Annotated in this window: 12 protein-coding genes, 1 tRNA gene and 2 pseudogenes; 8 read left to right on the top strand and 7 right to left on the bottom strand. The window is 40.4% G+C overall.

Annotated features, from left to right (window positions below; all coding sequences use genetic code 11):
• Positions 1-230 (bottom strand): helix-turn-helix domain-containing protein (locus Xmir_RS20820; protein ID WP_244171003.1); only part of this gene is annotated, 230 nt, incomplete at its 3' end.
• A 381-nt stretch (positions 231-611) separates the two neighbouring features.
• Positions 612-2,765, bottom strand: coding sequence for a YccS family putative transporter (gene yccS, locus Xmir_RS20815; protein WP_099115926.1), 2,154 nt, complete (start codon positions 2,763-2,765; stop codon positions 612-614).
• 66 nt (positions 2,766-2,831) lie between these two features.
• Here yccS and helD point away from each other — a divergent pair, with 66 nt between their 5' ends.
• Positions 2,832-4,886, top strand: coding sequence for a DNA helicase IV (gene helD, locus Xmir_RS20810; RefSeq protein ID WP_099115925.1), 2,055 nt, complete (start codon positions 2,832-2,834; stop codon positions 4,884-4,886).
• A gap of 71 nt (positions 4,887-4,957) precedes the next feature.
• Here helD and mgsA read toward each other — a convergent pair whose 3' ends face one another.
• Complete coding sequence (gene mgsA, locus Xmir_RS20805) at positions 4,958-5,416, bottom strand: methylglyoxal synthase (RefSeq protein ID WP_099115924.1); 459 nt, start codon at positions 5,414-5,416, stop codon at positions 4,958-4,960.
• Between the two features lie 155 nt (positions 5,417-5,571).
• Between mgsA and Xmir_RS20800 the strand changes: the two genes are divergently transcribed.
• Complete coding sequence (locus Xmir_RS20800; RefSeq protein ID WP_099115923.1) at positions 5,572-5,985, top strand: CoA-binding protein; 414 nt, start codon at positions 5,572-5,574, stop codon at positions 5,983-5,985.
• 69 nt (positions 5,986-6,054) lie between these two features.
• Here the strand turns inward: Xmir_RS20800 and hspQ are convergent, their stop codons facing one another.
• Positions 6,055-6,375, bottom strand: a complete 321-nt coding sequence (gene hspQ / locus Xmir_RS20795; RefSeq protein ID WP_208620466.1) for a heat shock protein HspQ — start codon at positions 6,373-6,375, stop codon at positions 6,055-6,057.
• 224 nt (positions 6,376-6,599) lie between these two features.
• Between hspQ and yccX the strand changes: the two genes are divergently transcribed.
• Positions 6,600-6,878, top strand: a complete 279-nt coding sequence (gene yccX / locus Xmir_RS20790; protein ID WP_099115922.1) for an acylphosphatase — start codon at positions 6,600-6,602, stop codon at positions 6,876-6,878.
• Positions 6,879-6,893: 15 nt separating this feature from the next.
• Here yccX and tusE read toward each other — a convergent pair whose 3' ends face one another.
• Entirely contained in the window at positions 6,894-7,223 is a 330-nt protein-coding gene (tusE, locus tag Xmir_RS20785; RefSeq protein WP_167386031.1) for a sulfurtransferase TusE, read from the bottom strand.
• A 182-nt stretch (positions 7,224-7,405) separates the two neighbouring features.
• Between tusE and Xmir_RS20780 the strand changes: the two genes are divergently transcribed.
• The 5 genes and pseudogenes from Xmir_RS20780 (at position 7,406) to Xmir_RS20755 (ending at position 11,564) form a co-directional block, all read left to right on the top strand.
• Positions 7,406-7,493, top strand: a tRNA-Ser gene (locus Xmir_RS20780).
• 193 nt (positions 7,494-7,686) lie between these two features.
• Positions 7,687-8,703: pseudogene (locus Xmir_RS20775) on the top strand (tyrosine-type recombinase/integrase); the annotation flags it as partial.
• Between the two features lie 882 nt (positions 8,704-9,585).
• Positions 9,586-10,029 (top strand): annotated as a pseudogene (locus Xmir_RS20760) (DUF7823 domain-containing protein); the annotation flags it as partial.
• A gap of 141 nt (positions 10,030-10,170) precedes the next feature.
• The gene (locus tag Xmir_RS24200; protein ID WP_145956939.1) at positions 10,171-10,368 is read left to right on the top strand and encodes a hypothetical protein; all 198 of its coding nucleotides are present in this window, start codon (positions 10,171-10,173) and stop codon (positions 10,366-10,368) included.
• A gap of 47 nt (positions 10,369-10,415) precedes the next feature.
• Positions 10,416-11,564 (top strand): phage tail fiber protein, encoded by a 1,149-nt coding sequence (locus tag Xmir_RS20755; protein WP_099115920.1) that lies wholly within the window; start codon positions 10,416-10,418, stop codon positions 11,562-11,564.
• Positions 11,565-11,606: 42 nt separating this feature from the next.
• Here Xmir_RS20755 and Xmir_RS29660 read toward each other — a convergent pair whose 3' ends face one another.
• Both Xmir_RS29660 and Xmir_RS20740 read right to left on the bottom strand, forming a co-directional pair.
• The gene (locus tag Xmir_RS29660; RefSeq protein ID WP_244171002.1) at positions 11,607-12,155 is read right to left on the bottom strand and encodes a tail fiber protein; all 549 of its coding nucleotides are present in this window, start codon (positions 12,153-12,155) and stop codon (positions 11,607-11,609) included.
• A gap of 1,407 nt (positions 12,156-13,562) precedes the next feature.
• Positions 13,563-14,351: a hypothetical protein gene (locus Xmir_RS20740; protein WP_099115918.1), complete on the bottom strand. Its 789-nt coding sequence runs from the start codon at positions 14,349-14,351 to the stop codon at positions 13,563-13,565.
• Positions 14,352-15,214 lie beyond the last annotated feature (863 nt).

Here is a 15,214-nt window from a genome sequence, read left to right as displayed (position 1 = left end):
CTTTCAGAGCCGCCATTTTCCGGGGTGAACTTTTCCTGAGCGATGAAATCTTTTAGATGACGGCTGACCGTACTTTCATGAATACGCAAGGCCTGTGCAATCATCTGAGCTGTCCAGCCTTCGGAGGCTAAAAGCACGGCCTTGATGCGATCACAGACTCGACTGTCACGAGTGGTATCATGCATCAATTCGAGGGCACGTTTTTGTTCTGGTGTCAGATGAATTTTCATGGTTGCAAGCATGATCTGATTTGGGTGATAAATCAAGCATCTTCAATGGCGATTGGTATATTTCCCGCGTATTTACAAAACCAAAAGTATTCTGTTTTATTTTTTAATGAAAATTAAACTCATTAATAGGGTGGTTTTTTGTTTTTATGGATTTGTGAATTTACAGAAATTCTATATGTAATCAATATTAAAAAATGAATGTCCATGATGTTAATATTTGTAATATCTTTTTTATTGGAAATTAAAATAGTATTTGTTCATATTATTTATTTGATGATGATTTTTTAACAGTGTTTGTTGTATTATTAATTCGTTGCATTATTGCAGAAAATAATTTCACTATATTATTAAGGGGCGGGATAGCCCCCTATAGAATGATCTTTAGTATAATTCTTGTTTACTAATTTGTTTTTTCAAACAAACAATTTCTGGTAGTAGCTCAATAAGTAAACCTATCTGCTGGAATATAAGCTGGATTTTGCTATTGCTTTCAGCAGGTGTCAGGTTGATTTTTTCCATCAAGTTATTTATTGCAGATTGCAATGCCTCACCATCCATTCCGTCTTGGTTTAATGTGGATTCAACGTAGCAAATTGCATCATTAAGAATATCCAGGATTTCTGGATCATTAAGCCTGTCACGATGAGCCCCTAATGCAGAAATATAGCTCAGCATCGTATGGTTCAGGCACAATAAACGGAAAGCGGTTTCTTGGGAAATACGATAGTTTTTTGGTTCTGATGCCATGTTTGAGATCACGGATGCCAGTTCAGCATCACAATTATGAGCATCACGGCGAGCAATACGGTAATCCAGACAGTTGCTCTTTCCTTGATGATACTGCATTAAAATAGCATTAAGGTAACGGCAATTAGCAACCATTGTTCTGTTAATCACTTGAGGCAATTGGCGAAATTTCCAGTCTGGCCAAATGAAACTGACAGCAAGTAAGGCAATGCCACAACCTATCAATGTGTCGATAATTCTGGGTAGTGCAATTTCAAAGCCTTCACCTAATAAATTGAAACTCAGTAAAACCAGAAGAGTAATGAATAGTGTTGCATGTGCATATTGGCTATTGCGAAAAGCGAAGAACAGCACTCCAGATATGACAATTAGCACCAGTTGCCCTTCAATAGAGGGCACAAAATAGAGAATGGGTAAGCCAATCAAAATTCCTGCCAATGTACCAATGACACGTAAAGCCAGGCGTCGGCGAGTGGCACTATAGTTAGGTTGGCAGACAAATAAACTCGTTAGTAAGATCCAATAACCTCGTTGTAAATCAAATAGTTGGATAATGGCATAGCCAGTACATAGCAGGATAGACATTCGAACCGCATGGCGAAAGAGTGCCGATTTTGGTGTCAAATTGCGGCTGATCCTGAACCATACATCACGCCAACCTGTTAAATCTTCACCGGATAAGCGTGTCTCTTCTTGTTGGGTATTTGGGGAAAGAAGGTATTGATCCGAACCAAGCCCTGCTAATTGGGCGTCAATCGCACGTAAGTTTTTCAGCAGATTATCAAATGCTATTATTTTGGAATTAGTGCCTTGCTGGTTTTTTAAGCGATCAAGGGAGCTTTCAAGATAACTGAACGCACTTTCAAAACGTGGATTATGTTGATATTGCTTATGTAAGATAATAGATTGCGAAATCTGCTCGCATGCTCGTGCTTGCATAGAAAGTAGCCTTTGAATACGAAACAGAATATCGCTGTGACGAAAAATTTCTCTCAGTTTTTGATACTGAACATGGGATGAACTGGCTCGCTCATGGATATCTTGTGCAACAAAATAATAATGCAAAGTATGGCGCGTTCCTCGCTGCCCTCTGTCGCCTTTTAAGCGACTTAATAAAGAGATCTTGGCTTGATTGAGTGTCGTGACTAATGTGCTATTTGCCATGGCAATATCAAACACAGCTTGCTTATATTCTTCAGCTTCAGAATCAGGATCAAACAAACTTGTTTTGGCATAAAGATAGGTTGAAAGTTGCTGGTAACAACGTGCAAGGTTTTCTTGCAAAGGGCGAATTGGAAATAATAAGTGGCCGGTTAATGTCAGTAAATTATACCAGATGGCACCAATGAGCAGTAATACAGGCTGCTGATACCAAACAGGAAATATGGATGAGCCGAGCATGGTATAAATCGCTACCAGTAAAGCACCAAAGGCAATAGTAGCGTAGCGCTGTCCCAAAGCACCCAACAGAATAAAGCCGCAGGTTGATATTGCCAGCCCGAGCATAAAAAACCATGGATAGGGAAATAGCAATGTAATCGAAGTGAAAGCGGCAAAGAAAGAGACCAGGGTAATAATAAGATTACGCAAACGACCAACCAAACGATCATCCAAATCTGTTAATGCCGCCGCAACGACACCTAGCAGCAAAGGAATGGTTATTTTAAGTTCTTCTCCTAATAGCCAGGGAATCAGGGTAGTTCCTGTCAGTGCAATGAATATACGGATATAATAGAGGACATGACTGTTATACAGAAAATGGCGGGAGCTGGATAAAACCGTTAGCACAAAATACCCCTAACAACATTTACGTGATGAAGTAGTTCAACAATTTTCAGGTACGGTGCCACGACAATGGAACTCAAATCAACGCAAATCGGGCAACGACTTGCCCAACATCCTTATAACAGGGTGCGTCTGCTTAATGCTGGCATTGAAGTCAGTGGTGATAAGCACCAGTACCTTATTCCATTTAATCAATTGATTGGCATTCAGTGTAAGCGAGGGATTGTCTGGGGGGAACTGGAATTTGAATTACCTGAGGGAAAAGTGGTTCGTCTGCATGGTACTGAATGGCAGCAAACCCAACATTTTTACCATTACTTATTAAAGGAATGGCAAAAATGGAGCCTCGATATGAGCGATGTCAGTGCGGAAGTATTGGCTGCTCAAGTGAATGAAATTAATAAAATCGGCCAACAAGATCGCTGGTTGAAAATTGCAGAATTAACTTCATTGCAGCAACAAATCCAAGAAACATTCCAGTCACTACCTCTTCCATTACAACGAATCACACAATTTGAGAACTGTCGTGATGATTATCAGATTTGTTTGGATTGGTTGTATAAGGGTGAAAAAACAATTCAGGCTATGAACCAGGGTTGGATGGATCGTGTTTTGGCGCAACATGAGGAATTTTTCCGGACCATAGAAACTTCACCACTTGATCGTTCTCAGTGTCAGGCGGTTATTAATGGTGAGAAAAATATTTTAGTCTTAGCCGGTGCGGGGAGCGGAAAAACCACTGTTTTGATGGCGCGTTCTGGGTGGTTGTTATTGCGTCAACAAGCTCTTCCCGAACAGATCTTGCTGTTGGCTTTTGATCGTCAGGCTGCTGGTCAAATGAATGAACGCATTCAGGCGCGTTTGGGAATAAAAGAGGTAAAAGCAAAAACATTTCATGCCTTGGCTCTGCATATTATTCAGCAAGGAAGCAATAAAGAAACCAAGATTAGTGAACTGGAAATTGATGCTCAGAAGCGTCGTAACTTTCTCATCCAAGAATGGCAAAAGCAGTGTGGCGAAAAAAAAGCACAAGCGAAAGGTTGGCGGGAATGGTTAGATGAAGAACTGGATTGGCAATTACCAGAAGGTGAATATTGGCACGATAACCAATTAACAGATAAGCTATCTGTTCGTCTGGAACGCTGGCTGGGATTGATGCGTAGGCATGGCGGCAGTCAGAAAGAGATGATTAAACAGGCACCTGCTGCTTATGCTTACCTATTTCAGAAACGTATACGGCTTATGGCTCCTTTGTTGAAGGCTTGGAAATCGGCACTGAAATCTGAAGGTGCAGTCGATTTTTATGGTTTAATCCATCAGGCTGTGAATATTTTACAAAAAGGGCAATTTATCAGTCCATGGAAACATATTCTGATTGATGAATTCCAGGATATTTCACCGCTGAAGGCCAAATTATTGACAGCGCTGAAGGCGCAAAATAAACAAAGCCATCTATTCGCTGTGGGAGATGATTTGCAAGCAATTTATCGTCCTAGTGGTGCAGAATTAACTTTAATGATAGCTTTTCCAACTTATTTTGGTGATGGTACAAAATGCACGTTAGATACGACTTATCGTTTCAATGATCGTATCAGTGAAATAGCCAACCGATTTGTGCAACAAAATCCTCATCAATTAGCTAATCCACTTAATAGATTGATAAAAGGCAATAAAAAATCGGTTGTGATTTTGCCGGAAGAACAGTTGGAAGCACTGCTTAATAAAATGAGCGGTTATGTTACCAAGCAGGAAACCATCTTATTATTGGCACGCTATTATCATCTCAAGCCAGAACTATTGAACAAAGCACCAACTCGCTGGCCAAATTTGCAGATCGAATTTATGACAATTCATGCGTCTAAAGGGCAACAAGCGGAGTATGTCATTATTCTGGGACTACATCAGGGAAAAGATGGTTTTCCGGCACCCGCGAGGGAATCTGTGATAGAACACGTTTTATTACCGCAACCTGAAGATTTTCCTGATGCGGAAGAACGCCGTCTTTTATATGTTGCACTGACACGGGCAAAAAAACAGGTTTGGTTGATGCAGGAACCGAAAAATCCATCGATATTCATTCATCAATTGTTGCAATTAGGCGTACCCACTCAGCGTAAACCTTAAAACCGTATCAACACCAGAAAAAACAAGATTAAAAATGGGGGGAGAGTTTGGCTCTCCCATTTCCGTTCTGATTATTGGAGTCTTTCATTAAGATAGCGTTGATAATCTGGTACGCTGATATCGACTTCTTCTGAAAAAAGCGCGGAGTTGATAAGAAAATCGGCACTTGAGAGGTTAGTAGCAACGGGAATATTCCAAACAGTGGCTAAACGTAGCAGAGCTTTGACATCAGGATCATGTGGAACTGCATTCAAAGGGTCCCACAAGAAAATCAAAACATCGATTTTTCCTTCAGAAATTAGGGCACCAATTTGTTGATCACCTCCCATTGGCCCACTCAGCATACTTGTAATAGTGAGTCCCGTCTTTTGCTGAATTAAATGCCCTGTCGTTCCTGTCGCATACAGAGTATGCCTGTTTAATAAGGACTTATGTGTATTGGCCCAGTCTAGTAAGGCTTTTTTACAGTGGTCATGGGCGACAAGGGCGATATTTTTTGATTTTGCCAAGGTGCGAACCGTTGATTCCATGGTGATACCTTTATATGAATAAATGATTTACCATTTTTTTAAATGGCAAGATAATAAAAAACAGCCGTGATTATCATAAATACTGTAGCAGATAAACCAAATGAAAATAGCTGTTGCGTCATGGAGTAACGACTAAAGGTAATATAGGGGGCTAAATGAATGATCAATATATAGCGACTATACTGAGAAAGGTCAAAACAATAGCGTTGGTAGGTGCGAGTGATAAACCAGAGCGTCCAAGCTATAAGGTAATGAAATACTTACTGAATCAGGGATATAAAGTCATTCCTGTCAGTCCTAAATTGGCAGGGCAAACTTTGTTGGGGCAGCCTGTTGTAAGTCAATTAGCAGATATTAATCAACCAGTGGATATGGTTGATGTATTCCGTAATGCGACAGCGGCTTACGGTGTGGCTGAAGAAGCAATCGCTATTGGTGCAAAAGTGCTTTGGTTACAGAAAGACATCATCAATGAAGAAGCAAAATCACTGGCAGAACACGAGGGATTGGATGTTGTGATGGATTGTTGCCCTAAAATTGAAATCCCGCGCTTGGGTATGGAGAAATAAATAAGGTGGTGAGCGTTTTATTATGCACCACCTTACCGGAATGATTTAAACAAGGGTAAATAAGAGCGTTTAATTTCGTAGTCGTGGGGCTTGCAATTGATTGCGGATTGACTCGGCCAACTCATCCATGGAAGGTTGTTCTGGGTGGTCATCTGATGTTTCATAAGTCAATTGAGCTTCTGCCAGATAAGTATGGACGGGTTGCCCATCATCACCTTCCATCACAACGTGGTACCACGGAGCTGAACGTAAAGTAGCATTAGATGCAATATCATTTTCCTGCGGCTGTTCTAAAGAATATTCAGCATCAATATCTACAACAACACCCAAATAACCCAGCAGCTTATGTCGTACTTGCTGGCCGATACCGAATTTGCTGGCGATCATCATAGTCACCTCCAAAGAAACCTTGCAATGACTCTTATATAAGGGCAATAAGGTAAATTTCAAGTGCATACCCGGTAGCCGGAATTTTTGCATGATTTTTGAAACTAAGATGGCATGTGATCGCCACCCCATAATTTCAGGTTAGCTGTTGCGTATATAAAATACAATACCAAAAGTGGGTTTAACGTTTCAAAGTTCTTACTATCTGCTTTGGGAGGGGCGTAATGATGACCAAATACAACATTATTATTTATGTTTACGGCCGGGTACAGGGCGTTGGATTCCGTTATAAAACGTACCATTGGGCAAAGAAAAATAAGCTGGTGGGATATGTTCGTAATATGAATGATGGCAGCGTTAAAATTGTTGCTTGTGGTGATGATACGCAAATCAAAATGTTAACGCATTGGCTGGAACAGGGAGGGCCTCCGGGTGCCAAGATCGAACATTTCGAGTCACAATTTTGTGAAGTAGAAGAGATGACTGATTTTAGCATCCGCCATTAACGACGGATGAAGAGATCAAATACACTTGACTGGTTTCGGAAGGCCCGCAATTTTTGTTGCTTGTTTTGCCGGCCCTTTGGGGAATAGTCGATAAAGGTAACGGCTGTTCCCTTTTTCCTCACCATATTTTTGAGAGAGTGCCTTAACTAACATACGAATAGCGGGAGAAGTATTAAATTCTTCGTAGAATTCACGCACAAAACGTATCACTTCCCAGTGCTGTTCGGTTAGAGTGATTGCTTCCTGTTCAGCAAGAATAGGAGCCATGGTTTCTTGCCAGTCACGGCTATTTTTTAGATAACCCTGCGCATCGGTTTCAATTTCACGACCTTCAAATACCAACATAATTTTTTAACCATCCAATTACGATGGCTGCAATTTAGCAAAAATCACCACTATTCCCAAGAAAGATTGCCAAATATGCTGAATAAATAGACCAACAGATAGTAATGTGAATAAATTGACGGCAGTTGAACAGATAAATGCTTTACATTGAGAACAGTGATGTTTATAGTGCTCGACATCGCGGAGGGGTGGCCGAGCGGCTGAAGGCAGCGGTCTTGAAAACCGCCGATGGGAAACCATCCGAGAGTTCGAATCTCTCCTCCTCCGCCAGTTACACTTCTAGCAGCATCTCTTAAAGTCTACTTTCCCTAGTAAAATCAAAGAAAATCCCCAAATAACACTCTATCAACGTCTACTGGCATCTATTGCAATGTACCCCAATCAGGGGGTATATATAGGGGTAACTTTCTGTACCTCCTAGAAAATACCCCCATTACTGTGAGGGGGCAAGGATGCTAGAAATATGAAACTAACAGCCCGACAAGTTGAAACAGTAAAACCCCAAGATAAAGATTTTAAGCTATCGGATGGCGGCGGTTTATACCTGTTGGTAAAGACAACCGGTTCTAAATACTGGAGACTGAAATACCGCATTGCAGGAAAAGAAAAGTTACTCGCTATTGGCACTTTTCCACTTATTACATTGGCAGAGGCCAGAAGAAAGCGTGATGAAGCCAAGAAACTGATAGCCGAAGGTATTGATCCCAACCAAGATAAAAAACAAAAGAAACTGGCAACTCAGGGAGAAATTAGTAACACCTTTGAAAGCATTGCGCGTGAATGGTACGAGGGAAGAAAAGACAGATGGTCTGTTGGTTATCGTGAAGATATGATGGACGCATTTTAAAATGATGTATTCCCTTATATAGGTGATCGTCCGATTGCTGAAATAAAACCCCTCGAATTATTAGACCTCCTTTCTATTATGAAAAAGAGAGGGGCTACAGAAAAGTTGAAGAAAGTTCGACAGCGCTGCGGTGAAGTATGGAAATACGCAATTATTACTGGCAGGGCAGAATACAATCCCGCACCAGATTTAGCGAGCGCCTTTGTTCCCCATAAACGTGGACATTATGCTCACCTTTCAGTAAATGAGCTACCTGAATTTTTGCGTTCCGTTGATAAATATATGGGAAGCCAGATCGTTAGAGTGGCTTTGCGTATTCTTATATTAACGGGTGTTCGACCTGGGGAACTTCGCAAGGCTGAATGGTCAGAAATTGATTTAGATAAGGCGATTTGGGAAATTTCAGCCGAAAAAATGAAAATGCGTCGTCCCCATATCGTGCCACTGCCAGAACAAGCTATTAATTTATTGAAGCAGATTCAGCCTATCAGTGGTAGCTATCAATATGTTTTTCCAAGCCGTACAAATTATAAAAATCATCTATCTGATATGGCATTGAATACCATGATGAAGCGAATGGGGTATGGCGGTAGAGCTACAGGCCACGGATTCCGCCATACGATGAGTACGATATTCTGCGCTTGAAGAAACACAATCCTTATTATTATCAGTTGATTGTGTTGCATTATATTAAGGCACTGCCACTCAGGCCAATGGGCACGAAATTAGGGATTTCTCATAACAAAGTCGCCAAATGATTACAGGCAGCCGAGGGATTTATTGAAGGCGTACTGGCCGTTTCAGATGTCGTTTTGGAACTGGATAAAGGCGTGCAAAAAGAAACCGTTAATAGGGTTGCGTAATTACAAAAGTCAGTATGCTGTGATAAGAGTGACAGCAATGTCACACAGCTTATTAATTTCAGACCTCGCTTTGGCGGGGTTTTTTGCTTTCTGGGGGAACGTAGTCTGCACCTGTCACAGAATCCTTAATTATCCGTCCTGCATCTGAACAGCCCACACCTGATATGAATGGCAAAGAAGTACTGGTCTACAATCCTTGCGATGGCTGGCATATTGGCTATGTGCATTTTTGGGAAGGGGAATACGCTGGCATTTATTGATGGATAGGCGATGAGTTTGAACCCCGGTATTTCTATGTCGCATGGGCGCAATTACCCGATGGCTTGAAAATCGGTGATGCGTTTGAAGACCAGAAAGCCACACCGGAAGAAATGGATCGCTATTGGGCGGCAAGAGAAAAGCCGAGCGGTAAATAAACTGTTAGCACCAAACTTCAAATATACAACTCATTGAATCGTGCACTCGACAAATAGACAGATTTTATAATGCACCACCATATTTTAATGCGTATTGATTCTGCTATGGTCTATTTAATTGAGATAAAAACCTGACCTAAGTAATATTAACTGGCTATTTAGCAGTAGGATGAAATGACCTTTAACAAATAATAAGTGAGGGATTTATGTCTGACGTTAATAAGCCAGTGTGTCCAGAAGGTACTATGTTGTCTTTTGATCTTAATATAGGAACCATCCAATTTTATAATGGTGGTAATCCAGATTATGATAAAGTTCAAGAATGGGGGCGTTCGGCTCCAGGCGAAGATGGGACGGGTACACTACCTATTGGCACCCTGACAAATCTTCAAAGCACAATGGGAGTTGGAAACATATTAGCATTCAAACTAATTGAGGTCCCCATTGGTACTTTCTGGGGATTACAGTTAGAAGTTGATACACAAAACCAACCATACTTAGGAAGTAAGAACCTTGAAATAATGGCGAATGGTTCAACTTATAATCTTGGTTCTGTTAGTCCTCACGCACCCTCTCTTGAAACTTATTTTCTTTATGTTTCTGATGGTGCAAAACAACTAGGTGAACTACTGAAACACAATTTAGGTAATACATTGCATTTTTGCTTCAACTGGAAATAAACCTACACACTGAATTCAAGGCTGCGCTCTGGTGTGGCCTTTTTCATTTCTACCAGTAATCAACTTAGCGTTTACAACTCACCCTCGTTCATCACGGATAACGCTATTTTGATAACGGATACCCGATGTTGGTGCCTGCCTGTGATAGGGTATCATCTGTGGATGGAAGGGAGTACCGCCTACAGCCGGGATTTGTCACTGACCAGCAATGGGGAGGGAGCGTTATTTATTAGTTCAGGCAAACGCTCATACTGGAAAGCGAGCCAGTGGGGAACGACCAACTACACAACAAAACAACCCATTCTTATCTTAGACGCTGCCAGTTATTTCAACTTCTAACTTCTCAGGAACACACCATGTAATATTCACAAGGCACTCTTTCCATTGTGTCCGGCTCGGCTATTGTCCGCGGCACGGGCACCAGATTTAAATCGAATCTCAACGGCGTTGCACCGGGGCAGGTCATTTTAATCCAGTCCGGCAACAGTAAATTACTGCACATGATTCAGGCGGTGAACTCGGATACCGAACTGGTACTGGCTGATGCAGCTAAAACCACCCTGAATAATGTTAAGTACCAGATTCAGATTACTATCCCCGATTCTATCTCGGATGGTGTCCGGCATATGGTGGCGAATACCAGCTCCATCATTGGCTTCCTCCAGAATATGGACAGATGGATGAGCCAGACCGGGACAGTGGAGGTGACCTTACCGAACGGCCAAACGGTATCGTTGCAATCAATCCGGGCATTGCAGGCAGCGATGGAGGGGAAACTGGATAATGCACAGAACGGGGCAGATATTCTGGATAAATCAGCGTTTGTGAAAAACCTTGGATTGGCAGATGCGGCTATTCAGAATACGAGTGTAAATTTTGCCAATGAAGTGAAAGCCAGCGGCGGCGGCTGGACAAATTTCTTAGCTCAACACTCAGGAACCGGACTCAGGGTTAACTTTGGTACACACGGTGAGCATGGGTATATCATTATTCAAACAGGACTTCTGACGCATTCAAGTTTTATATTTCAAAAAGGCGTCAGCGGTCAGGTTTTAGCCCTTGGGGGAAATTGTTATGCGATTGATGGCTACTTAAAAACAGCCTCGCCCATCATCCAAATCACCAGTGACGGCACGGGTATCACCAATGACGAATCAGAGGGGGCAACCGTTGAGCGCCTGTCTGAGGGCGTTTATCTCATCAAAAACGTGCTGGGATTTAATGCCGATGCAGCGTGGGGCGGCGTCGATGGCGGAGTTGAAATACCCCTATGCAAAAATAAATTACCGCTGATTTGGGTCGATTACAAAGTGCTGCCTGATGGTTCCATCAAATTAATGACATACCACCGTGAGCACTCTGAGGCGCCAGTATTCGCCAGAAATGTCCGTGAGGGCTACACTGACGGTGATTTGATTGATATCCCCACAGGCAGGTCTATCTCTGTCCGCGTCCAGATGCCGGAAGATTCGGTGTGGAATGTGAAGATGGCAAAGACAGCTTCTGATGTTGGGTTGGCTGAACAGGTGGAGTAGCAATAGGGGCTGTGCGCCCCTGAAAGTTGGTTTTTATTTTCATTATTCTCGATAAAAAATCTGAACAAAATTAGCATTGTTGCCATTTACGACAGTAATATTTGTCGAATTGTCAGAGAATTTGAATTCTAACCACACCCAGTTATTCTGAGGGCCAGCTAGTCTTTGCTCAGTTATGCCATCAACAAGAGGAACAGGCAGTGCTTGGTGCTGTGCATTTAATCCACTTAATCTGACAAAAGTAATTACTTGCCCACGCAGATCAGCAGGAATAGAAATGATGGAACCTACATTCCAAGATCCACTGACTGATTTTATAGAGCTTTTAGTTTGAGGTTTTGTGGCGTTTTGATTAGCTGTATTGGCTAAGTCGTATGCCGCTTTCACTGCTTTTGGTGTTGCAGCCATCGTTTCGCTATTACTACCGACATCATTGCTTAGGATAACAAACCCCTTATCCTGTAGTGTTGCATTTGGATGGTTGCGGCTTTGAGCATGTTCTTCAATCGCTTTTTTGACATATTCCGGTGTTGTAACGATCACGAGATTACAACCGTCTGAGACAAGTACATCAGGCTTTTTATCTTGCATATTTATTCCCTCATTTAATCAACAATACAGATTGCTAAGTAACATGAAGGCGGTGGGATACTTCTCCGCCGGTGAACATCAATAAAATGGGTTCATCAATACTGAAGAGTAAGTCTTGACTAAGCCCAGTAGATGAGTGGTATGTTTTGATGTCAGAATGACATAAAGCAACAAATGGGGAATCAGTAATATTTATCTGACAACTGACAAAACTCGGCAAAATAAAAATGAGACTCCTGCTTGTTAACTCCTTGATATCCCTTATTTCCGGCAGAGAACCGGAATTACTGCACTGCGCGGGAAATAAGTAAAATCAACCAGTTAGCTAAAGGTGAGATATCTCACTTTTAACTTGCTGCTTATTTCTGCGTAAATCCTCTACGTGGTCAAAGTGACGGCCTCGGATAAATCAATGAGTTAACCAACTATTGGGGAAATCCCAATGGTTGCCGCAAGGTGGGATATCCCATCTTGGGTATGGTGGAAATCACAACACCTTTGCTTTTGTATATGCGGGATTATCCCGTATGTTAAAGGGCAGATCCCTATAGCAACATCCCACCTTATAGCTATCCACTTCCCTTATTTAGTGAGTGTAAAATCAATTGGTATATGCTGTATGGAGTGTTTTTTCTGTTTGTACATGATTGTGTTCATTTTCCCATTAATAATGAATATTATCTATTTAATTTATTGATTTTAAAGTTAATTTAAATATTAAAACTATTCATATCAGAGGGTATGTAGGAACTGTTGCCACAACTTGTCAACCAGATGTTATGTACTCTATCTATGCCCAAACAGGGGATAAAACTATAGGGGAGGCGTGTGTTGTAGATATGTTAACCCAACAACTTCGCATACTTAAAAACGACTCAACTTATTATTATTTTTGTATGGTATTTTTAAATGGGGTAGCTGTGAAGCACCGCTACCAAATTCAAACTCTAGATGATGAACGTGAGATTGCGTGCTTGAGTAGGTATACTATAATAAATGATAAAAATCAAAAAAATAGCTAAAGGCGGGATATCTCCCCTTTATATAACTTATTGATTTTACGTAATTCTGTCACTGTGCCAGAGATTAAGGGAATCAAGGGGGGTTATAAACAAAATTATGATTTTCAATCAATTATCTATATGATTACGGAAAGTTTTCGGTAAAGGATGTGTTATGTTATTCGTCGCCATGCTTTTTATGTCAATTGTAACTTTCTTCTTCTTAACCATATTGGTTAGCCATTTCTTTATATTGGAAAGAAATGGAAAAAAAACCATATGGGTGTCGTTATTAATGACGTTTGTTTTTATATTAAGTCTACTTATTCCACAGTTTTCTTATCAATATTTATTTTAATTGGATATTTTGTATAAAGTCGCGCATTAAATGCGCGACCATAAAAAATTATTTTTTATCCTTAAGAAGTTGCAGTAGCCTATTATCAAAAATCTTTCTGTCGACATGAAAATTTACATCTTCCTTCCATTCTCCAGTGATATCAAATGGCTCACCACCCACATTAATATCCTCTTTTCCCCAATTAAATGTGTCGTATGGATCAGTAAATTTATCATACAGTTTATAATTTATTGTACCAGATACATTATATCCATCACCTGCTTTTTCAGCACTAACATGTGTAAGACTGCCACTGATCTTCGCGCCTCCAATACCCCACAGTGGATCGTAAACCGGAACCTTTTTTTCTAGACCAAAATTATACCCATTTTCAAAATCAACTCGTTCACCACGTTGAATCTGTGAGATAAAACGAGACTGAATACTGCCCTCTGGCCTGCCAAATGCACCTGGTTTCTGCATTAATCCGCGAACTCGATCATGCACACCGATTTCAGAGAGTGTCAGTTCTCGGCCTGATTTTCCGAAAAAATGCTGCAACATGCCGAATGAACTCATGCTGGGTTTATTATTTTTGGCTTTATCGTAAAATCCTTCACTCGAACCAAAACTACCCCTACCAAAGTTTGCTTTTCTAAGTGGAACCATTTTCGAAATATATAATTTTTTCACCTGTGGCATATTACCTTTGGTATACTCCTTCATTATCTCTTCAATTACTTTATCACCCCTTCTATCTCTTGGGTATGGGCAATCTTCTTCACCACATACTGGACAGATGTTTTTATCTAATCCTTTCAAAAAGTCCATATTCATCTTATTATTTTCCGACATAAAAATCCTTAATAAATATAAATAAATTTCATTATCCGTACATATACAACATTTTTTAAAAAAACCAATTTTTATCTAACCAATACATATTTTGAAATGGGTGATATTATCGGTATGAAATAATTTTATATTTACATTCCATGTAGAGATACTAAAATGGCATGTGTGGTTATTATTACAATTGTCGAAAACCGAATTAATAACAATACATTTTTTAATACTATAAAATGGTTAGAAATTAAATTAGAAAAATAACCATTTTTCAGTATTTATATGCCTTTCGAATATCACAACTTGTAGAATTTATTCGAAAATAAGCTAATAAATTAAATCAACCACATCTCAATAAATTAACTGTTTGTTGTTTTCTACGCTGTTCAATTTCCCTCCCCCTGCCTCACATTCCACACCGAATCTGCCGGCATCTGAACGCGGATGTCCAAGCGACACCCTCCACAATAGCTTTTTACCCACCAATACCGAAACAGCTCAGGTTGCTAAAGCAATTAATTGAGACAACACAAAATACAAAATTAAATCTTTATTTATCAATATATTATAAATTGATGATGAGAAGAAAAGTAAAATTGAGACAACAGAAAATAGGCTTTGTTGCCTCATTTTTCAAAGATTAATCATTATAAAACAATAGGTTAATTGTTTTGAGGCAACCGAGACAACTGAGACAACACTTTTTTATTAATGGGAACCTCTAAAAACTTTTCACAGCCACAAAATTGAGTAAAATGTAGACACAGTACATATCTACAAGGTAGCGCCGTCATGATACCGCCTCGTTCTGCTTTAAAAAAAGACAAGCTGGCATCCGAATATCACCGTCGAAAAATCGATGAATTAGGTGA

It is taken from the genome of Xenorhabdus miraniensis, from assembly GCF_002632615.1.
The sequence above is the reverse complement of the archived record's forward strand: the minus strand, read 5'-3'. Positions and strand labels throughout refer to the sequence as shown.

What these genes read in the sequence shown, in the direction of transcription:
- hspQ (WP_208620466.1), bottom strand. Translation starts at nt 6,375, where the DNA reads ATGATGATCGCCAGCAAATTCGGTATCGGCCAGCAAGTACGACATAAG.
- helD (WP_099115925.1), top strand. Translation starts at nt 2,832, where the DNA reads ATGGAACTCAAATCAACGCAAATCGGGCAACGACTTGCCCAACATCCT.
- mgsA (WP_099115924.1), bottom strand. Translation starts at nt 5,416, where the DNA reads ATGGAATCAACGGTTCGCACCTTGGCAAAATCAAAAAATATCGCCCTT.
- Xmir_RS20800 (WP_099115923.1), top strand. Translation starts at nt 5,572, where the DNA reads ATGAATGATCAATATATAGCGACTATACTGAGAAAGGTCAAAACAATA.
- yccX (WP_099115922.1), top strand. Translation starts at nt 6,600, where the DNA reads ATGACCAAATACAACATTATTATTTATGTTTACGGCCGGGTACAGGGC.
- Xmir_RS20740 (WP_099115918.1), bottom strand. Translation starts at nt 14,351, where the DNA reads ATGTCGGAAAATAATAAGATGAATATGGACTTTTTGAAAGGATTAGAT.
- Xmir_RS29660 (WP_244171002.1), bottom strand. Translation starts at nt 12,155, where the DNA reads ATGCAAGATAAAAAGCCTGATGTACTTGTCTCAGACGGTTGTAATCTC.
- tusE (WP_167386031.1), bottom strand. Translation starts at nt 7,223, where the DNA reads ATGTTGGTATTTGAAGGTCGTGAAATTGAAACCGATGCGCAGGGTTAT.